20 protein-coding genes and 1 rRNA gene are annotated in these 18,903 nt (G+C 43.4%); 15 read left to right on the top strand and 6 right to left on the bottom strand.

Going from position 1 to position 18,903, the window contains the following annotated elements; translation table 11 throughout:
- Window positions 1–27 precede the first annotated feature (27 nt).
- Window positions 28–588, top strand: coding sequence for a TATA-box-binding protein (locus CRG89_RS07815; RefSeq protein WP_103287991.1), 561 nt, complete (start codon window positions 28–30; stop codon window positions 586–588).
- A gap of 142 nt (window positions 589–730) precedes the next feature.
- Here the strand turns inward: CRG89_RS07815 and pyrE are convergent, their stop codons facing one another.
- A complete protein-coding gene (gene pyrE, locus CRG89_RS07810; protein ID WP_103287700.1) occupies window positions 731–1,333 on the bottom strand; it encodes an orotate phosphoribosyltransferase in 603 nt (200 codons plus the stop codon).
- Window positions 1,334–1,371: 38 nt separating this feature from the next.
- Between pyrE and CRG89_RS07805 the strand changes: the two genes are divergently transcribed.
- Window positions 1,372–2,424: a nickel-dependent lactate racemase family protein gene (locus CRG89_RS07805; RefSeq protein WP_103287699.1), complete on the top strand. Its 1,053-nt coding sequence runs from the start codon at window positions 1,372–1,374 to the stop codon at window positions 2,422–2,424.
- A gap of 37 nt (window positions 2,425–2,461) precedes the next feature.
- Here CRG89_RS07805 and CRG89_RS07800 read toward each other — a convergent pair whose 3' ends face one another.
- Window positions 2,462–3,586 carry a site-2 protease family protein gene (locus tag CRG89_RS07800; RefSeq protein ID WP_103287698.1) on the bottom strand — a complete coding sequence of 375 codons (1,125 nt, stop codon included), beginning with the start codon at window positions 3,584–3,586 and terminating at the stop codon, window positions 2,462–2,464.
- A gap of 84 nt (window positions 3,587–3,670) precedes the next feature.
- Between CRG89_RS07800 and rimI the strand changes: the two genes are divergently transcribed.
- Both rimI and CRG89_RS07790 read left to right on the top strand, forming a co-directional pair.
- Entirely contained in the window at window positions 3,671–4,180 is a 510-nt protein-coding gene (rimI, locus tag CRG89_RS07795; RefSeq protein ID WP_103287697.1) for a ribosomal protein S18-alanine N-acetyltransferase, read from the top strand.
- Window positions 4,181–4,266: 86 nt separating this feature from the next.
- Window positions 4,267–4,515 carry a transcriptional regulator gene (locus tag CRG89_RS07790; protein ID WP_103287696.1) on the top strand — a complete coding sequence of 83 codons (249 nt, stop codon included), beginning with the start codon at window positions 4,267–4,269 and terminating at the stop codon, window positions 4,513–4,515.
- 29 nt (window positions 4,516–4,544) lie between these two features.
- Here the strand turns inward: CRG89_RS07790 and CRG89_RS07785 are convergent, their stop codons facing one another.
- Window positions 4,545–5,435: a class I SAM-dependent methyltransferase gene (locus tag CRG89_RS07785; RefSeq protein ID WP_103287695.1), complete on the bottom strand. Its 891-nt coding sequence runs from the start codon at window positions 5,433–5,435 to the stop codon at window positions 4,545–4,547.
- Window positions 5,436–5,472: 37 nt separating this feature from the next.
- Between CRG89_RS07785 and CRG89_RS07780 the strand changes: the two genes are divergently transcribed.
- The 4 genes from CRG89_RS07780 to CRG89_RS07765 all read left to right on the top strand — a co-directional run bounded on the left by CRG89_RS07780 (window position 5,473) and on the right by CRG89_RS07765 (window position 8,193).
- Window positions 5,473–6,411: a hypothetical protein gene (locus CRG89_RS07780; protein WP_103287694.1), complete on the top strand. Its 939-nt coding sequence runs from the start codon at window positions 5,473–5,475 to the stop codon at window positions 6,409–6,411.
- A 75-nt stretch (window positions 6,412–6,486) separates the two neighbouring features.
- The gene (locus CRG89_RS07775; RefSeq protein WP_103287693.1) at window positions 6,487–6,990 is read left to right on the top strand and encodes a DUF2589 domain-containing protein; all 504 of its coding nucleotides are present in this window, start codon (window positions 6,487–6,489) and stop codon (window positions 6,988–6,990) included.
- A gap of 5 nt (window positions 6,991–6,995) precedes the next feature.
- A complete protein-coding gene (locus CRG89_RS07770; RefSeq protein WP_148695110.1) occupies window positions 6,996–7,355 on the top strand; it encodes a hypothetical protein in 360 nt (119 codons plus the stop codon).
- Window positions 7,324–8,193, top strand: a complete 870-nt coding sequence (locus tag CRG89_RS07765; RefSeq protein WP_103287691.1) for a DUF4332 domain-containing protein — start codon at window positions 7,324–7,326, stop codon at window positions 8,191–8,193. Before CRG89_RS07770 ends, CRG89_RS07765 begins: the two co-directional genes overlap by 32 nt.
- Before the next feature lie 8 nt (window positions 8,194–8,201).
- On the opposite strand, the gene CRG89_RS07760 is transcribed toward CRG89_RS07765, so the two are convergent.
- Window positions 8,202–9,992, bottom strand: a complete 1,791-nt coding sequence (locus tag CRG89_RS07760) for a ribosome biogenesis/translation initiation ATPase RLI (protein WP_103287990.1) — start codon at window positions 9,990–9,992, stop codon at window positions 8,202–8,204.
- 89 nt (window positions 9,993–10,081) lie between these two features.
- Here CRG89_RS07760 and rrf point away from each other — a divergent pair.
- The 7 genes from rrf (at window position 10,082) to fsa (ending at window position 15,664) form a co-directional block, all read left to right on the top strand.
- Window positions 10,082–10,201 (top strand): 5S ribosomal RNA (gene rrf, locus CRG89_RS07755).
- A 147-nt stretch (window positions 10,202–10,348) separates the two neighbouring features.
- The gene (locus CRG89_RS07750) at window positions 10,349–10,804 is read left to right on the top strand and encodes a hypothetical protein (protein ID WP_103287690.1); all 456 of its coding nucleotides are present in this window, start codon (window positions 10,349–10,351) and stop codon (window positions 10,802–10,804) included.
- Window positions 10,805–10,914: 110 nt separating this feature from the next.
- On the top strand, window positions 10,915–11,961 hold the full coding sequence (locus CRG89_RS07745) for a bifunctional heptose 7-phosphate kinase/heptose 1-phosphate adenyltransferase (RefSeq protein ID WP_103287689.1): 1,047 nt from the start codon (window positions 10,915–10,917) through the stop codon (window positions 11,959–11,961).
- A 147-nt stretch (window positions 11,962–12,108) separates the two neighbouring features.
- On the top strand, window positions 12,109–12,936 hold the full coding sequence (locus CRG89_RS07740) for a transketolase (RefSeq protein WP_197706673.1): 828 nt from the start codon (window positions 12,109–12,111) through the stop codon (window positions 12,934–12,936).
- Window positions 12,933–13,715, top strand: coding sequence for a ribulose-phosphate 3-epimerase (gene rpe / locus CRG89_RS07735; RefSeq protein ID WP_103287688.1), 783 nt, complete (start codon window positions 12,933–12,935; stop codon window positions 13,713–13,715). The genes CRG89_RS07740 and rpe overlap by 4 nt, the downstream gene beginning before the upstream one ends.
- A 10-nt stretch (window positions 13,716–13,725) precedes the next feature.
- Window positions 13,726–14,694 carry a transketolase family protein gene (locus tag CRG89_RS07730; RefSeq protein ID WP_197706674.1) on the top strand — a complete coding sequence of 323 codons (969 nt, stop codon included), beginning with the start codon at window positions 13,726–13,728 and terminating at the stop codon, window positions 14,692–14,694.
- Window positions 14,695–14,980: 286 nt separating this feature from the next.
- Complete coding sequence (fsa, locus tag CRG89_RS07725; protein WP_103287687.1) at window positions 14,981–15,664, top strand: fructose-6-phosphate aldolase; 684 nt, start codon at window positions 14,981–14,983, stop codon at window positions 15,662–15,664.
- Window positions 15,665–15,709: 45 nt separating this feature from the next.
- Here fsa and CRG89_RS07720 read toward each other — a convergent pair whose 3' ends face one another.
- Both CRG89_RS07720 and CRG89_RS07715 read right to left on the bottom strand, forming a co-directional pair.
- Entirely contained in the window at window positions 15,710–17,098 is a 1,389-nt protein-coding gene (locus CRG89_RS07720; RefSeq protein ID WP_103287686.1) for a VWA domain-containing protein, read from the bottom strand.
- A complete protein-coding gene (locus CRG89_RS07715) occupies window positions 17,085–18,794 on the bottom strand; it encodes an AAA family ATPase (protein WP_103287685.1) in 1,710 nt (569 codons plus the stop codon). The genes CRG89_RS07720 and CRG89_RS07715 overlap by 14 nt, the downstream gene beginning before the upstream one ends.
- Window positions 18,795–18,903: the final 109 nt, after the last annotated feature.

Raw genomic sequence — 18,903 nt, 5'->3', positions numbered from 1 at the left:
TATATACCCCTTATATATAAGATAGGTATGCCCCAAACAAAACCCATAATAAGTATAGAGAATGTGGTTGCATCTGCAACTGTGAACCAGACCATAAACCTTAACCATATAACACAACTCTTCCCAGATGTTGAGTACCATCCAGACCAGTTCCCAGGCTTGGTCTTCAGGCTCAAGGCACCAAAGACAGCAACTCTGATATTCAGTTCTGGTAAGATGGTGTGTACTGGTTCAAAGTCTGAGGAGCAGGCTATAAAGGCTGTGAAGACTGTAGTAGCAAAGCTCAGGAAGGCTGGTATAGAGATAGATAATGAGCCTATAATAGAGATACAGAATATAGTTGCATCTGCAAGCCTGGGAGGAAAGATACATCTGGAGCAGGCTGCTAGGGTACTCCCAAGGAGCATGTATGAGCCAGAGCAGTTCCCAGGCTTGATACACAGGATGCTAGACCCAAAGACAGTTATCCTGCTATTTGCATCTGGCAAGTTGGTATGCACTGGAGCAAAGAAGGAGGAGGAGGTCTATAGAGCAGTCAATAACCTACACATAGTGTTGGAGGAGAAGGGACTGATGATGTATAGATAGATAATAGATTAAATGGCTGAAGCATTATAAAAATCATAGATTTGAGGAACTATTACCGTTAAAGATCTCTTTATATTTCTTGTATTTATAAGATATCTACAGGATCTATTGTTACCAGTTTCTCTTCCTTTTCTATAAATTCTTATCTGCTCCCTATCTGTGCCTTTATTATCCTTACCATATCTTCATCAAGAAGATCTGCTTCATAGAGTAGATCCACTACCTCCTCTATGCTTGCTATGCTCATCAACCTTACACCCTTACTTGCAAGTAACTCTCCAGCACCCTCAAGCCTATCTATAAGCACTAGAGCATGCTCAACAACACCACCATTGCTCCTTACAACATCCACAGCATGTGCAAGGGATGAGCCAGTGGTAGCAACATCATCCAGGATAAGTACCTTTGAGCCATGTTTGAGGTAGCCCTCAAGAAGTTTAGATGTACCATGATCCTTAGCCTCCTTCCTCACATATATCAGACCCTTCTCAAGGGTGTATGCTAGAGCAGATGCATATGCAATCCCTGCAGATGGTATGGAGCATATGTAATCTATAGAAGCAGTGCCTATTCCTTGTTCTATAACATCCCTCATAGCATCTATAGCCATCCTAAAGTATGCAGGGAAGCTTGGAAGTACCCTAAGGTCTATGTAGTATGTACTCTCCTTCCCACTAGCAAGCTTGAAGATACCAAACCTTATAGCATTTGACTTGAGTAGGAACTCTGCAAGTTCGCTCTTCATGACCTAAGCATTTATCTACACCTATAATAAGATATGCCATGCCAGAACTATGGATGCGGTATGGGACTAGCGAGGTTGTTCTTGATATAAAGGCTGAGAATATACTAAAGTATGCTAGAGTAGCACAGTACATGGGAGAGGATGTAGTGCAATCAAGGTTCGAGGCTGTAGATGCTCTTATAGATGGCTCCAGCATAGATGTTGTTGTGCTTGATGGTTCTAGGATGGTTGTTGAGGTAGCATCGATGCTTATAGCATACCTTGAGGGTAAGGGTAGGAGCATAGGGAGCATTTATGCAACATCAAAGGTTAGGGTTGCTGGAAGGGAAGCAAGGCTATTCAAGGATATAGGCAGTATAGGCAGTAAAGCAGTACTCATCTCAAGGGCTGCACTTGATCCACTATTCAAGTACTCATGCACCGCTACAGCACTCATGAGGCTTGATGGGGTAGTTATGCAGGATGTTTACAGAAGATTCATCAGTGATGATCATTCAGGTATAAGGGATATCATAAACTCATATACGCAGGATAAGAACCTCATCTCGCTAGAGGTTCTTTATGGAGATGGGCTCATAGATCTCATCGTATGTGATACCACAAGGTCATATGCAGAGGTACATGCTAGACTTGATGGATTGGCATATCCTACAGATTTATGCAGATCGATCATAGCAAGTCCAGGGCATGCATATAGGTTATCTGATGCCCTAACCGCACTCTGGAACTGCTCAACTGTGCTTAGGGATGATGGTATCATAGTTGTTATGGCTGAGTGTATGGAGGGTCTTGGTGCTAAGGCACTACAGATGCTTGTTGAGGGTAGGATTAGGCATGCTAATACCTATCCAATGGATGAGGGATATATAGATGGACTAGAGTACATACATATACTTGATGTTATGGGTAAGAGAGGTTATGATATAGGGCTCCTAACCATGCTCCCTGACCTCTACGTTAAGGCTCTAGGCTTCAAGCCATTCAGGAAGGTAAAGGATGTATTAGCCTACATACTTGGCAAGATGGGGCAGAGGCATAAGGTTATGATAGTATCTGATGCATTGATAATGCCAATGAAGAGAGTATCATAACTAACAACTAACTAGCAAAGTATTAGCCTTTCTTCATTCATACCCATGATGGTATTGGTGCACATAGTACAGCAAGAACCATCGCTATTACGAATAGTATCCTTCTACCCTTAGAGAGAGGAGAGACATCATCCAATGGTCTAACATCCTGCGTTCTAGCACTCATGAACATTATGAACATAGCCATGAATATGTAGCCTAGAGCAGCAAGTATAACAACGCTAACGAATGTAAGCCTCCTCTGCCACTTATAGCCTAGGGTTGCCCTTGCTATATGCCCACCATCCAACTGCCATGCTGGAAGCAGGTTAAGGAATGTTATTAGGAACCCTATCCAAGCAGCAAATGCAACAGGGGAGAGTACTGGGATATATCCTGGCACAGACTTGCCTGTCAACTCAAATGCAAGTTCCATGAGTATGCTGGGCTGCAATGGGATGAGTTGTGCATTTGCCATCATCGCTCTAGCCTGAGACTCATCTATCAATGGGCTTAGCATTGCACCATAGAATGAGACAGCTATTGTAACGATAAGCCCTGCTATTGGACCTGATACACCTATATCGAAGAGCACATCCCTGTTTGTCATTGGTGCTCTGGAGAATATAACAGCACCAAATGTAGGCACGAAGAACCCTGGTATGCCTGGGATGAAGAATGGCCATGTAGCCTTTATCCTATGAGCCTTCGATGCCAGCATATGCCCAAGTTCATGTATGCCAAGTATCCCCATGAGCGATAGTGTATAGAGCACAGCCATCTGCCATGGTCCATACACTAGCCCTGCAAGACCATTAGATCTAAGCAACCCATCGTAGAGCACAACGGCAACAGTTGCTATGAATAGCACTACAGGCATCCATGGCTTGAACCTCCTAGTAGGTTGTGTCTTTGGTATGACTAGAAGGATTAGATCACTTACAGCACCAACATCAGCGCTAGTAGATTCATCTTCAGCCTTGCTTAGCATAGCATGGTATCCATACCCATCAAGCTCATGCACAAGCCTTACAAAGTCATGCTTGAGCGTATCCTTTGCATCAACGTGGAACTCATAAGCCTTATCCTCACGTATATAGTAACTCCTAACATTGAATAGACTTGATACTAGCAGGGGTATCCTATCATCCACATGCCCATGCTCGCTCTCTGAGTACTCCACTACCTTATTTACTATAACATCACTTTAATATGTTTGGTTCACAACCTCTAAGAGTTAAATACCCTTTGTATGATAATCAATTACATGCAGGTAGTGCTTAGGCATGTTGATGACTACATCATAAGGAGGTGTGAGTACAAGGATCTACTCCATGTTATGGAGATAAACATGGTTGCTTTATCGGAGCATTACTCTGAGTACTTCTTTGAGGAGCTCTTGAGGGAGTTCCCAGAGGCATTCATAGTTGCAGAGATCAATGGTATCATAGTTGGTTATATAATGTGCAAGGTAGAGTATGGGTTCTCAAACTTCAAGAGGCTAGGATTCGTTAAGAAGGGGCATGTGGTCTCTATAGCAGTACTCAAGGAGCATAGGGGCAAGGGTTTAGGCACTGCACTAATGCAGGAAGCGATAAATGCTATGATTGCAAGGGGATGCGATGAGGCTTATCTTGAGGTTAGGGTAAGCAATGAGCCTGCAATAAGTGTGTATGAGAACCTCAAGTTCATCATAAAGTCAAGGCTTAGAGGATACTATAGAGATGGAGAGGATGCCTATCTCATGGCTCTAGACCTACATGAGCAAAATAGTTAGATGATCAAGAGTAATGCCAACAATATATTAATCAATCAACTATTAGTATAATCAAGGATAATAAATTGGGATGAACCAGTCTAGATATGCAGCATGGAAGGAGGGCAATGGGAATAGTAGTTTTCGTAACAAGTATAGCAGCATTTATGCTCTATGCTTGGCTACTCTTAGCATCTGAATGGAGCCTGCTTATCATAAAGTACACAACACTCATGCTAGTTGCATGCATAACAGGTATATTTGCATGGCTTGGGTTGAGTATTGCTATAGCAAAGAGTAAGAGCAGTAGGAGTAGTAGCAGCAGCAGGAGTGGTGATGGTGGGCATAAGGGTTGAGCAATGGTTAGACCTTGCTGCATTATAATTCATTTATATAAAGATTTTCTAACTGTTATATCAACAACTACTTGGTACACCCTTGGTCCAACCTCCCTAACTATCCTCATGCTTGCTATGTTGAATGTATACCTGTACTCAAGCCCATCAACACTGTATCTACCATAACTTTGCATGATACCATCCAACTCCTCCCTGCACATATCGTACACCTTATCCTTGCTACCCCTTACATGCGTGAAGTAGTGTATGAAGCACTCTTGCCCAACCTTAACTGCCATGAGAGCATACTGCATGTACTCCTTGGCCTTCTCTGGTAATGGCATCAGCACCCTATCAGCCTTGTTCATAAGCATCCCTGTTATAACCTCTTTAGCATCCCCAAGGATTACATGAACCCTATCCTCAACCTTATTCAGCCTAGAATTCTCACTGCATAGCATTACAGCATCTGGGTTTATATCTATGCTATACACAGTACATGTAGGGTTCCTCTTCGCTATTATTATTGAGAACGTGCATACACCTGCAAACATATTCACTATACTCTCCCCATCCCTTACAAGGGAGGCTATCCTTGCCCTCTCTGTTGATAACCTTGGGGAGAAGTAAACCTTTGCAACATCAACCTTGAACCTGCACCCATGCTCCTTGTATATGGTTAGTGTATCATCAACACCTGCTATACACTCAACCTCCCTTACCCTATAGGTATCCTTCACTGGAGATACCTGCATGTAAACACTCCTCACATGCTTGATACTCCTCATTATTGCATTGCCTATCTCATACCTCTTCTCTAGCAACTCATCTGGCACCTTTATTATTGCAATCTGGCCTATAACATCAAATGAAGTGTAGAGATGCTTTATCTCCTCCTCGCTAAGTATGCCTCTCAATGCTTCCTTGAGCATGGGCATACAAACCTATTAATGCTAACATCTAATTTATCTTTGCATGGAAGGAGGGGTAGAGAGAGGTGCATATTATACCGTATCAAGGTTATTCCCAAACCTCTTTGCCAACTACAGAGCATTTAAGAGATGTATTGATATACTTGGATCGTTAGATAGTGCTGATCAACGCTCGTTGAGATATCTGTACAGGAAGGGACTCATCCATAGACTTGATGCTACTTATGGCTATGGAGATAGTAAAGGCAAGGGTAAGGATAGATACAGGCTCTACAGACCAACACCAAGATGTATAGTCATGATGATCCTATCCATCCCATCATTCAGAGATAATAGGATTATAATGAATACTCTAGCAGATGGTGCATACAAGGGGAATAGGCTTGCACTTGCACTCATACTCATAGGTTTGGTAGATGCTAAAGAGAATAGCATATACAACACACTTGTAGATTATGCAAGTAACCACACCATAGATGATATAGATGATGGTAATGTAGCAGACTCACTCCTAGAGTTCTTGAGCAATAGAGTAGAGAGGGATGCTATGGGTGTGCAGGGATACATAAATGTGCTCAAGGACTTCACATCCAGCACTCTAGATAACGTGCTAAGGGTTATAATAGCATCTATAAAGCCAAAGGTTGAGGATTACAATGGCTTCATACAGTTGATGTATGAAGTGGTAAGATTCTACTACGATCCTGTTAGAATAGCATACACACGTGTAGTAGGAGAGAGGGAGGAGTTCAGGACAAGATTAGAGCAGTTCAAGAAGGAGCATGATATCTCAATAATAGCATCCAGCAGCAAGGACCACGGAGATGGCAAGGCTATGGTAGAGGTATCATTCAAATTGGATCAATCAAAGTATGGGAAGGTAGCATCACTACCATATTACCTGCAGATCATAGCGTTCAAGCTGATGGTAGAGCCTAGGGAGTTCATGCTAAAAGAACTCGAGAGGTATGTATGGGGTTAAGAGTTTAGCATTGCTAAAGTTTTCTCTTAAGATATTCACAAGAGGCTTTAAGTAGAAGGATACTGCAAGTTGATCATGGCTTCAGGTAGTGCGATAGCACAAGAGTTAGCATCTGCACCATTCGATGAGATGATAAAGAACCTTTTACTAGCAATGGTTGCAGCACAGAATGAGGCTAATACATCATTCATAGAGGGTATAAAGGAGCTTGCAGATACAATAGTAGAGATAAAGTACAAGAAAAAGACAGATTCTGGTGAAGAAGAGAAGACTATAAGTGGAAATGCTCTAGCATTTGGAATACTCCCAACCATGCTCCAAATACAGAGTGGGGTTATAGAGGTGAAGATGGCAATAACAATGGAGAGGAGGACAGACTTCCAAGTGGGTGTAAAGGCAAAGGCAAAGTTCTGGTTCGCTAGTGTATCTGTTGATGCAAAGTACTCTAACACATACTCATACAAGGCAGAGGCATCAAGTTACATAAGGATACAGGTTGCTCCAGCACCCCCTCCACAACCACTCATGAAGGCTATAGAGAAGATAGCAGCAGATAATCCTCCACAGATACCCGCATAGTTGTGATGGATATGCTGCTAGTAGCATCCATCCAACTCTACCATTTTTTGGAGGCACTTGTAGATAGCATCAACCATGCTGTAGAGAGTGCAGTTAGAGATTCTACTGAGGAGCCTTTAACATTCATCCCATCATCTATAGAGGTTGGTATAAGATGCTCTTTAGAGTATAACGCTGATGATGGTGTGTACATTATGCCTTCCAATGCGCTTGTAGCAAACTACTATGGCAAGGGTAAGGATGCAATCATACAGGCTAGAATATCCCCAATACCAAGATCATCCAGCACTCCAGCATCATCTGGAGCGGGAGCGGGAGCAGGATCGAGTATAGATGTGCAGGATATGGAGGGAGGAGGTGAGTGATCTGTCAAACTTTGAGGATCTGCAGAAGATACTTAAGACTTTAAGAGAAGAGAATGAGGTCTTGAGGCAGAGAGTTGCTAGGATGGCAGAGTTGGAGAAGGAGAATGAAGCCTTGAAGAATAGGATAGCAGAGATGAGCAAGAGCTTCACACTAACTGTAGAGCCTGCTACACTCATAAAGGCTATCCAGAGCGACCTTCTCAAGGTTGATGAGTTTGCACTCAAGCAGGAGCGTAGCACAACATACGTTGTCTCTGATCTTAATGTACAGTTGAAGGCTGTTGTTACACAGAAGGATGATAAGGTTGCATTAGCACTTCCATCAAGGGCAGAGGATATAAGGCCTGAATTGCTTAGCACGATAAACATATCCATAAAGCCTATACCATTACCCTATAGAGCAGGGGCTCAACCACAACCACAGCCTAAACCTAGACCAGTTGAGGTTATAGAGGGTATAGGACCAAAGTTGGGCAGCGTATTGAGGGCTAAAGGGCTTAGCACTGTAGCAGATCTTGCTAGAGCATCAGCAAGAGATCTTACTACTATAGGTATAGATGAGAAGAGCGCAAGCAAGTTCATAGGTATGGCTAGACTCATGGCAATGAGCGAGTTTGCAGGGCTAGAAGGGATGGATGAGCAGGCAGCAGAGTTGCTTGTTATAGCAGGGAAGGTAGACTCTAGGGAGATGCTTGCAAAGAGTGATCCAGAAGAGCTCTTCAAAATACTTGACAGTGCAATAAAGGAGAGGAGGGTTAGGGTACCCAAGGGATACAGACTGAGCATAGAGGATGTTAGGAGATGGATAGACTCTGCAAGGAAGAGCGTTGGTAGCTGATCCTTATTTCATATAGCATAGTATAAACCCTTCTCCTTCTGCATCCTATCAAGCCTGCTATGCATCTTGTTTATCCTTGGTCTATTGCTCTCCTCATCCCTCCTGAACGTTACATCCAACCCTTTAAGGAAGAGGTTCATCCCATCCCTCTTGCTCAACGTTCTTGTAGCATACCCTTCCCTTCCTGGCATGCCAGTGAATACTATGAGCGTATCTGCAACCATATCAACCATATGCATATCATGATCAACTATTATTGCAGATCTACCCTGCCCCTTCACAAACCTCTGTATGAACCTTGCTACGGTTATCCTATCCTCAACATCTAGGAATGCTGATGGTTCATCCATAGCATATATATCAGCATCCCTTAGCAGGCAGGAGGCTATTGCAACCTTCTGCAACTCCCCTCCACTTAGATTCTTTACCATCTTATCATACATCTTCCTTATCCTTAAAGGCTCAACTATAAGTGCCTCAGCACTACTCCCCTCTATACCCTTCCCATACGCTTCAGATAGAAGGGTTCTAACATCATACTCATAATCTTGCTCAAGATACTGTGGTTTGTAGGATATCCTTGCATTCATCCTGAACTCCCCAGCATCAGGCTTATCAACACCTGCTATCATCCTCATCAACGTTGTCTTGCCAAGGGCATTAGCACCAACTATACCAACAACCTCACCCTTCCTAACCCTTGCACCATCAGCAACAAGCCTGAACCCAGGATGGCTCTTCTCTATCCTAGTATACTCAGCAACAACCTCCTCCATTATAAGATCCTCCCCGCTTGTAGCAGACTCGAACCTGAATGCCCTATCCCTAAACCTTACATTTATGCTTGATATGTAGCCTTGAAGGAACTCGTTTATTGCTGTGTTAGTGCTCATTGCATCAGATACCATGCCATACACACCAGGCTCACCATAGAGTATATGCACGTAATCGCTAAGGTAATCAAGCATGGTTAGGTCATGTTCAACTATCATAACACTCTTGCCCTTACCTGCTATCTCATTTATCACTCTAGCAACCTCAAGTCTCTGATATACATCGTTGTAGGATGATGGCTCATCGAAGAGGTAGAGGTCAGCATCCTTGCTTGCTGCAACTGCAACAGCCAACCTTTGCAGTTCCCCTCCACTCAACTCATTAACATATCTGTCTAGAGAATCATCAAGGGCAAGCCTCTTAGCATAATGCATCGCATCACCACTCTCATCATATCTGTCTAGAAGTTCCCTAGCAGTACCCTTGAAGACCTTTGCTATGAGATAGACCTGCTGTGGTTTCATAGCAACCCTTAGCCTCTTCTCAGCAACTGCCTTGAGATGCTCCTTTACTGCTGTGCCTCTAAAGTGCTCAATAACCTCATCCCATGATGGTTCATCATCATACCTTCCAAGGTTTGGCTTAAGTAGCCCTGCAACGATGTTGAGTACAGTGCTCTTCCCTATACCATTCCTGCCAAGTAATCCTACAACAGCATTGCTTCTTGGTACTGGTATGTTGTAAAGCCTGAAAGAGTTCTGTCCATACTGATGGACCTTCCTCTCCTCCAACTCCTCAGCAAGGTTGATTATGGTTATTGCCTCGAATGGGCACTTCTTCACGCATATGCCACAGCCATTGCATATATCCTCATCTATTACTGCAATAGCCTTGCTCCTATCCTCCTCGCTCAGTGTTATACACTTGCCCCCATCCCTGTTGAGAGGGCAGAATGCTATGCACTCTAGACTGCAGTTCTTTGGTTTGCATAGATCCTTATCTATAACCGCTATCCTATGCATCAAGTTCATGCTTTATATGTGTAATATATACTCATTGCTCCCAGTTGCTTGCCTACTAGAAAGGTTTAATTTACTATTGCTCATAATTAAGCATAGCCGGCCATAGCGACAGGGTAAGACCTGGTCCCATTCCGAACCCAGAAGTCAAACCTGTCGTCGCTGCCGTGCTAGTGAGGTGCGCAAGCCCTCGCGAAGCGGCAGTGCCGGTACCCATCGCTTCATTCATCAACCCATCAAATATCAATACATATCTTGTATAACCTCTCTACCATCTAGAAATACAATCACTGCTAGAATAGTTGATAATAAATTAGTGCTAATATAAAACGATATATACATCCTCCTGTTAAGATAATGCAATGGTGAATAAACTAGCGTTGGGTATAGCAGTTACAGCGATACCCTTGGCAGTTGGTATAGCTGCAATAATGGGCATATTCGGTTCCACTGGAGGAAAGTTATTCCCAGATGTTAGACCTGACAAGCAGACCCCAGCAACAACAGAGATCAAACTGGTCATAAAGAACGTTAATGGTGCTGATAGGCTATTCAATATTGGTGATGTTGCAAATGCAAACCCAAATCCAGTGATGTTCAGTTGCCTAGCCTGTAAGTTGAAGTTGACCATAACCAACAATGGTCAGAATACACATACCATAGTGGTTGAGGGTACTGGTGCATCAACTGGACCAATAGCTCCAGGGGAGACCAAGTCATTAGAGTTTGCCTACAACGATTACACAACACTCAAGTACAGGAGTGTTGAGCATCCAGATCAGATAACAGGGGATATAGAGATAAAGAAGATATCGTAGTATAAGGAGGAGGTACAGTTAATCAACAACCAACAGTAAGAGTAGAGCAGTGTAGTAGCAAAGGCAACAACAATATCTTTTTATCCCCCTTACCAACTCTACCTATTTGATTGGTTCAATCAACGTCATCACCAACCTCCATATCAAGGGATAGGTTCAGGGATATACTTGCAAGTATCGCTGGTAAGAAGGTTCTAGTTGTAGGCGACCTTATGCTTGATCACTATGTTGAGACTAGGGTTAAGAGGCTCTCTAGGGAGCATCTCATCCCTATTAATGAGGTTGTTGATGAGCAGTACTTTGCTGGCGGTGCAGCAAACCTTGCAGTTAACATAGCCTCCCTTGGAGGCAAGGTATCGGTAGTAGGTATGGTAGGTGATGATAATGAGGGTAGGGTACTTTGTAGCATCCTAGAAGCAAGAGGCATAGATATCAAGCATGTTATAACATCTAAATCAAGACCTACACCATTGAAGAGTAGGTATCATATAGCAGGCTCTATATATTTGAGGATAGATAGGGAGGTTAGGGAGGATGTGGATAGAGGTACTACCTCCTCACTCATTGGTGCTGTTGAGGATTGTGTTGATGATGTTAACTGCATATGCGTATCTGATTATGACAAGGGTACTGTAACACCATTACTGCTCAGGAGCATAACAAGGATTGCTGTTGAGAGGGGTATAATGCTCATAGGTCAGCCAAAGGTCAAGCACTACAAAGACTTCATAGGCTTCGATTACCTGAGATCTACCATGGCAGAGGCTGTAAGAGCAACAGGGATAAAGATAATGAATGAATCTAGTTTCCATAATCTAGGTGTACATCTACTCTCAAGCCTGAACTGTAAAGCATTGGTGCTAAGCAGGAACAGAGGCTTGACTATATTCAAGGGCAATTCTATGATAAACATACCCTTCTTCGTGCAGAAGGAGTACATGAGTGCAATAGGGATAAGGGATGCAACCATGGCAATATTTGCACTAGCACTAGCATCAAATGCAGATGTTGTTGAGGCATCTATACTAAGCAATGTTGTGGCAGCAACTGCAACTATCAAGCCAGAGACCATGATAGTGTCGTTCAAGGATATTGAGGCAAGCCTCTACAGCAAGGAGATAGAGGAGGGTATATCACAGGTACCCCTGTACAAATGAGCTTGTTATTATGTTATGACGATGATGATAATGGATGGGTGGGTTGGATGGTGAGATGATGATGATAATTATAATAGTGCGAGGTGCAAGTAAGAATATATTGAAGGGATCATGGAAGCATCATAAATCATAGGGTTATGGTGTGTAATGATGATGCAGGCACAGGATCTGCTTAGGCTCAAGGAGATAGCAAGGAGGACTAGGAGGCTTATCATAGAATCTGTAGCGGAGGCTGGATCAGGGCATCCAGGTGGCTCACTCTCTGCCGTTGAGTTGGTAGTAGCATTGTACTTCCACAAGATGAGGCATGACCCAAAGAACCCAAAGTGGGAGGATAGGGATAGGTTCATACTATCAAAGGGGCATGCTGCCCCATTGCTCTATGCTGTACTTGCTCAGGCAGGGTACTTCCCAATAGAGGAGTTGAAGACCCTTAGGAAGTTGGGTAGCATGCTCCAAGGACATCCAGACTTTAGGACTCCAGGGGTTGAGTACTGTGCTGGCTCTGAGGGTATAGGGTTATCTGTAGGTATTGGGCTTGCTCTAGCAGCAAAGCTTGATGGCAAAGGTTACAGAACGTATGTGCTCCTAGGGGATGGGGAGATGCAGGAGGGGCAGGTGTGGGAGGCTGCAATGGCTGCTGTTAAGTACAGACTAGATAACCTTACAGCAATAGTTGATAGGAATGGGATACAGCAGGACGGGCTTACAGAGAATATAATGCCTTTAGAACCTTTGGCAGCAAAATGGAAGGCATTCAACTGGAACGTTATCCAGATAGATGGTTATGACTTTGAGCAGATAATAGATGCATACAACAAGGCTGAAGAGACCCTTAATAGGCCTACTGTTATAATAGCACACACAACGAAGGGCAAGGGTGTATCGTTCATGGAGTGGTCACCACAGTGGCATGGTCAAGCACCAAAGAAGGAGCAGGTTAGCAAGATACTGGAGGAGATGGGACTGCTATGAATACTGCTGGTAGTAAGAGAGTGATAGATGCTAGAAACAACACTGTAATGGTTGCACCATCAATACTTGCTGCTGACCTTGCAAACCTATGCTCTGTAGCATCAAGCACTGAGGAGGCTGGTGCAGACATGCTCCATCTTGATGTTATAGATGGTCACTTTGCTCCCAACATAACGTTTGGCCCTGATACGATAAGAGCATTAAGGCGATGCACATCCTTGCCATTCGATACCCATCTCATGATCTCTGAACCCCTCAAGTACCTTGAGAGGTTCATAAAGGCTGGTTGTGATATAGTTACTGTGCATGTTGAGGTATGCAATGCAAGCATATTCAGAGAGATTTGCACCATCCTTAAGAGCAACAGGGTTGGAGTAGGTATAGCATTAAACCCTAATACAGATCTACCACCATGGGCTATTGATAGCATACATGATGTAGATGTTGTTAATGTCATGTCTGTATACCCTGGATTCCCTGGGCAGAGGTTCATACCATCTACACTTGAGAAGATGAGTAGGCTTGGTCAAATACTAAGAGATCATGGTGCATCATCACTCATAGAGGCTGATGGAGGTATAGATGCAAGCAATGTTTATGATGTTGCTAGTGCAGGAGCAAGGATAATAGTTGCTGGTAATGGTGTGTATAGCAATAGCGATATAGCCTCAGCGATAAGGAGTATAAGGGAGAGGGCAATGTTAGCAATAGATACAAGTGCGAGTATTGACAAAGAAAGAAGGAAAGAAGGAAATAAAGAAGGAGATGAGGAGGGATGAGGCGATCTAGATGAGCAAGGCAAGTAAGAAGATGGGTGATATGCGTACAGGGTATGGAGAGGAACTAGCAGAACTTGGTAGCATGAGGAAGGATGTTGTTGTAGTTGGTGCAGATACAACACAGTCACTCAAGACCTCGCTATTTGGCTACAAGTTCCCTGAGCGATTCTTCAACATAGGCATTGCTGAATCAAATGCGGTATCTATAGCAGCAGGTCTAGCACTTGCAGGGAAGATAGCGTTTGTAAGCACTTATGCTGCATTCATCCCTGGCAAGTGTGTTGATCAGATAAGGAATGCGATAGCCTACCCAAACCTTAACGTTAAGATAGTTGCATCCCATGCTGGCTTGAGCGTTGGACCTGATGGTGCATCCCATCAACAGGTTGAGGATATAGCAACTATGCGTGTAATACCAAATATGAAGGTTCTTGCTCCTGCTGATGAGTACTCAACAAGGAGGCTTGTATTTGTAATGGCAGAGAGTAGTGGTCCATGCTATATGAGGTTAGCAAGACCAAAGTCCCCAGTTGTTTATGAGGATGATGCTAGGTTTGCCATAGGTTCAAGTAACATCCTTAGGGATGGTAGTGATGTAGCAATAATTGCATGTGGCTTAATGGTTGCTGAGGCGCTGGATGCTGCAGATATCCTCGCTGAGGAGGGTATATCATGCAGAGTTATAGACATGTACTCCATAAAGCCAATAGACTCTGATGCTATAGTGAAGGCAGCAAGGGATACTGGTGCAATAGTAACTGCAGAGGAGCATAACATCATTGGGGGCTTGGGCTCTGCAGTTGCAGAGGTTGTATGTGAGCATGCCCCATGCATAATGAAGAGGGTAGGCGTTAAAGATACGTTTGGTGAGTCTGGGGAGCATGAAGAACTGCTAGCAAAGTATGGTCTTAAGGCAAGGGATATAGCAAGTGCTGCTAGAGAGGCTGTTAGAGCAAAGCAAAGAATAGATAGTAGATGATGATGAATACCAATAGTTCAAAGAGCAAAGTTTGGTTCTAATAACAGACCTATAGCAAAGCATAAGATACTCTACTCTACAATGGTTGCAAAGAGGCTATCTCCTGATGCTGATGAGATCATGCTAGCCTATCTGCATATAACAGATGAGAAAGGTAGCATTGGTTTTAGCTTTACACTTTGGACTATAGAGATGACATGCCTATAACTTCAATTACTCAAGGATACGTATCCTATCAATATTATTAGAAATAATAAATAAATATCTTCTGAATCAATCCAGATGTATGGTTCAGATATTCCTTGATACTGCAAACTTGGATGCAATAAGGAAGTACAACGATATGGGTATACTGGATGGTGTAACAACCAACCCTACACTTCTAGCAAAGGAGAATAGTGACCCAATAGAGATAATGAAGGAGATAATCAGGATAGTCAAGGGTCCAGTTAGCCTTGAGGTTGTAAGCACTGATATTGATGGGATGCTTGAAGAGGCTCACAGACTAGCAAGGTTTGGTACAAATGCTGTTATAAAGATACCCATGACCCCAGATGGTCTCAAGGCAATAAAGAGGTTATCAAGTGAAGGGATAAAGACAAACTGTACATTAGTATTCTCTCCAAACCAAGCTATACTTGCAGCTAAGGCTGGAGCAACTTATGTTAGCCCATTCATAGGGAGGCTTGATGATGCTGGGCATGATGGAATGCAGGTTATAAGGGATACAGTACAGATATTCAGGAACTACAACTTCAGTACTAAGGTTCTTGTTGCTAGCGTAAGGCATCCAGTGCATGTTGTAGAGGCAGCAAAGATTGGGGCAGATGTTATAACCATGCCACCAGATGTGCTTGAGAAGATGATAAAGCATCCATTAACTGATAAGGGCTTGAGTACATTCCTTGCTGATTGGGAGAAGGTTAAGAGGATGAACCCTAACATAGACCTTAGCCTTGTACAGCCATGATATAGAGAAGGTAATTGTAATAAAGGCTAGAAGAGATTACTATTATTATCTGCTAGATGCCCTAACAACCTGCCTCTTATTATGTATGTAATCTGTTATAAGCACTCTACCAAGATCTGATGGGCTTATGTAGTATGATCTACCCTTAACAAGCCTCTCCATATCATTAACGAACTTGAGAAGTACATCCTCCTCACTCACCATGAGTGTATCAACATCTATGCCAAGCCTCTTGCACTTCTTAGCCTCAAGTATCGTCTTTGCAGCAACGTATGGATCAACCTGTCTATACCTATAGCAGAGATATACTAGTGAACCACTTGCAGTATCTACCCTCATCCCATGCTCATCCCTTAACGCATCAAGCATAGCCTTATCTGGCTTGTAGAAGTGTGAGTATGGTCTAGCATTGAGTATCCTCTCCTTCTCAGCCTCGCTATCAACGAAGCATGCACTTGGCTGACCATCTGTTATAAGCACTACCCTCTTGCTTGTAGCATCCTCCTTGTTGAGTATCTTCACTGCAAGCCTGAATGCTGCTTGATAGTTTGTATAGTGCAGAAAGTCATGTCCTGGCTCGAATGTCTTTAGATATGGTATATCTTGGGGCATTATCTTGGTTGCTAGTGCACCAAAGCCTAGTAGGTGTATGCTATCTGATGGGAAGAACTTCCTGTTAAGGATGTAGAGGCACCAGAGCGCCTTTTTTGCAGCCTCTATCCTGCTAACATCATCGTTAAGCGAGGAGTAGCGCATTGTAGAACTTAGGTCTATGCAGTATACCACTGCCATCTTAACCTCGTTGAGCAACTCATACTGCTCCAGATCCTCCACCTTGAACTCTATTGGTAGTTCAACACTCCCCTTCTCCCTCATTATCCTCTCAACAGCATTAAGCATGCTCTTAGGCACATTGAGATCCTTGAGATCATCATCCTGTTCATACCTCTTACTACTCTCAAGTATAGTTGTACCATGGCCACTCTTGCTAGTCTCATGCATGCCTAGAGTGTTGCTCTTGAATGCCTTTAGCACATCCTTGAGCATGAGCATCCCTATACTCATGAACCCCTTGCCTGTAAGCATCCTCTTCCTTCCTCTGTTTATGTAACCTTCTCCCTCAAGGTATGCCAGCATGGATCTACTGCTTATACTCTTCACATGATCATCCCTATCATTACAATTAAGGCTCTTACTAACACTACCCATCTTGGTCATCTCCTCAACTATCATCTTCTCCATCATCTTCTCCAACTCATCCATGGTTGTACTATCACTATTCTTGAGTACCTCCTTCCCTATGGCAAGTAGCATCCTATTCACTAACTCTCTAGGTATGCCTTGAGCATCACTACTACTATTGCTACTGCTATTGCTACTACTGCCCTTGCTCTCATAGTACTCATAAGCCTTAGCATCGTTAGGTTGCCACATAAACCCCCTTCTCCCTCCTATCTAGAACTGGAGGCCTCATATGCCTCAAACCCTCCAGAACAAGTTCGAATATCGATGCCTTTATCTCCCCAACACTATCACTACCACTACTGTTGCTACTACCTCCCTCACCTATCTCTAGCAGTCTTGTATCTATCCCATGTCTCCTTAGATACTCCATGAACTCCACATGCTCCCTCTCCACCTTTAGCATAATGCTATCTATTAGTGCTGGCAATACCCTGAACTTTGCTAGTTGTATGCTATACACCTCATCATGATTGTTATGAATTCCTCCATCCCTTCTGCTATTACCATCACCCCATAGGGTTGTCTGTGCAACAGTGATGGATCTACCCTTGAACTCCTCCCTTATGCTTGCCAACTGCTCCTGTGTAAGATCCATCACATACTCCAAGGATGTCTGTTTTAGGCTCTCATCCATTATCTGCTCAAGCACCCTCCTCCTATTCTCACTACTATCCTCCAACTCAGATAGTTCGAACTTTGCTGCTGGTACTATAGCATGCATATCAGATGGTCTTGGTACTGCTGCAACCCCATCATTGTAGAGTGCTCTAACCCTCATTGCCTCGCTTATAAGGAGTTCAAGAGCATGTATGCTCATCCTAACGCTTACACCCTTCTCCTTGTTTACATCTGGATGCTCTCTTGCAAGATGTGTTATCCTAGCAATCATCTTAAGCATGAATATTGGAAGCACTACACTGCTATAGGAATGGTCAACCTTAGCCTCCTGCACCATTATAGCCATCTCATCCCTTATCGTGTATGGGTAGTGTGTAACTATGTGGCTCTCAAACCTATCTACCAATGGCTCTATTATCTTGCTTGCATGTGTGTAATCAACGGGGTTTGCTGTTGCTATAACCCTAACATATGGCTTGAAGATTACAGGATAGGAGCCTGTTGTGAACTTGCCCTCCTGCAGTACGCTTAGAAGCACTACTTGCTTCCTTGGGTCTAGAACTGGAAGCTCATCTATGCATAGTATGCCATGCCTTGCTTGCAGCAACTGTCCTGGAGAGTAGGATGCTATGCTGTATAGTGTAGCACCCTTTGCTATCTTTGCTGCATCTATCTGTCCTACAAGATCCTTTATAGAGATGTCTGGGGTAGCAAGCACATACCTATACCTTGACATGCCATCTATCCACTCTATCCTAGTATCAAGCCCATCATCCCTTATCCTGTACTCACACTCATTGCATATATGGAACTCAAGTGTCATATGCTCTGGCTCATAACCTGCAAGCAGCCTTGCAAGTTCATCAGCAGGTAGAAGGGTTGGTATATCATGTATTATGCACCCTTTAACTGCTGGTATTGGGGAGAGTAGGTTCCTTGCTATCGTCTCAGCAAGCTTGGTCTTTGCCTGCCCTATCTTGCCTATGTAGAGTATGTCATGTCCAGCAAGTATTGCTCTATCAGTTGCTGCTATAACATCATCATAGCCTATTATCCCTGGATAGGGATTCTTCATGCTCCTCCTCTTCTCTATAAGGTTCCTCCTCATCTGCTCATCTACACTGATGTACTTGTAGTTAACCTCAAGGAGTTGTCCAAGGGTCTCTATCCTCTTGTAATCTTCAGGAACTCCAGGCATAACCTCAACGTAACTTGGCTTAGAGGAGTAACTTTTATACACCAACTCCCTTATCCTTTCTGAATCCATGCAGGTATGAGATGTAGAGCACTAAATTTAAAGGTTCTTGCTATAGTGCATTATTCTTGATACCATCTTCATCTTGAATATAACCAGCATAGTTTTTATTTAGGTATGC

The sequence above is a fragment of the Candidatus Nitrosocaldus islandicus genome, from assembly GCF_002906215.1.
Lineage (GTDB): Archaea > Thermoproteota > Nitrososphaeria > Nitrososphaerales > Nitrosocaldaceae > Nitrosocaldus > Nitrosocaldus cavascurensis.
Note: the sequence above shows the minus strand (reverse complement) of the source record. Positions and strands in the feature narration are given on the sequence as shown.

Bases quoted from the DNA above. Each gene is read 5' to 3' on its own strand.
- CRG89_RS07765 (WP_103287691.1), top strand. From the start codon at position 7,324: ATGTGCAGGATATGGAGGGAGGAGGTGAGTGATCTGTCAAACTTTGAG.
- rpe (WP_103287688.1), top strand. From the start codon at position 12,933: ATGAATACTGCTGGTAGTAAGAGAGTGATAGATGCTAGAAACAACACT.
- CRG89_RS07815 (WP_103287991.1), top strand. From the start codon at position 28: ATGCCCCAAACAAAACCCATAATAAGTATAGAGAATGTGGTTGCATCT.
- CRG89_RS07775 (WP_103287693.1), top strand. From the start codon at position 6,487: ATGGCTTCAGGTAGTGCGATAGCACAAGAGTTAGCATCTGCACCATTC.
- CRG89_RS07715 (WP_103287685.1), bottom strand. From the start codon at position 18,794: ATGGATTCAGAAAGGATAAGGGAGTTGGTGTATAAAAGTTACTCCTCT.
- fsa (WP_103287687.1), top strand. From the start codon at position 14,981: ATGGTTCAGATATTCCTTGATACTGCAAACTTGGATGCAATAAGGAAG.
- CRG89_RS07790 (WP_103287696.1), top strand. From the start codon at position 4,267: ATGCAGCATGGAAGGAGGGCAATGGGAATAGTAGTTTTCGTAACAAGT.
- CRG89_RS07750 (WP_103287690.1), top strand. From the start codon at position 10,349: ATGGTGAATAAACTAGCGTTGGGTATAGCAGTTACAGCGATACCCTTG.
- CRG89_RS07730 (WP_197706674.1), top strand. From the start codon at position 13,726: ATGAGCAAGGCAAGTAAGAAGATGGGTGATATGCGTACAGGGTATGGA.
- rimI (WP_103287697.1), top strand. From the start codon at position 3,671: ATGCAGGTAGTGCTTAGGCATGTTGATGACTACATCATAAGGAGGTGT.
- CRG89_RS07780 (WP_103287694.1), top strand. From the start codon at position 5,473: ATGGAAGGAGGGGTAGAGAGAGGTGCATATTATACCGTATCAAGGTTA.
- CRG89_RS07805 (WP_103287699.1), top strand. From the start codon at position 1,372: ATGCCAGAACTATGGATGCGGTATGGGACTAGCGAGGTTGTTCTTGAT.
- CRG89_RS07720 (WP_103287686.1), bottom strand. From the start codon at position 17,098: ATGTGGCAACCTAACGATGCTAAGGCTTATGAGTACTATGAGAGCAAG.
- CRG89_RS07740 (WP_197706673.1), top strand. From the start codon at position 12,109: ATGATGATGCAGGCACAGGATCTGCTTAGGCTCAAGGAGATAGCAAGG.
- pyrE (WP_103287700.1), bottom strand. From the start codon at position 1,333: ATGAAGAGCGAACTTGCAGAGTTCCTACTCAAGTCAAATGCTATAAGG.
- CRG89_RS07785 (WP_103287695.1), bottom strand. From the start codon at position 5,435: ATGCCCATGCTCAAGGAAGCATTGAGAGGCATACTTAGCGAGGAGGAG.
- CRG89_RS07770 (WP_148695110.1), top strand. From the start codon at position 6,996: ATGGATATGCTGCTAGTAGCATCCATCCAACTCTACCATTTTTTGGAG.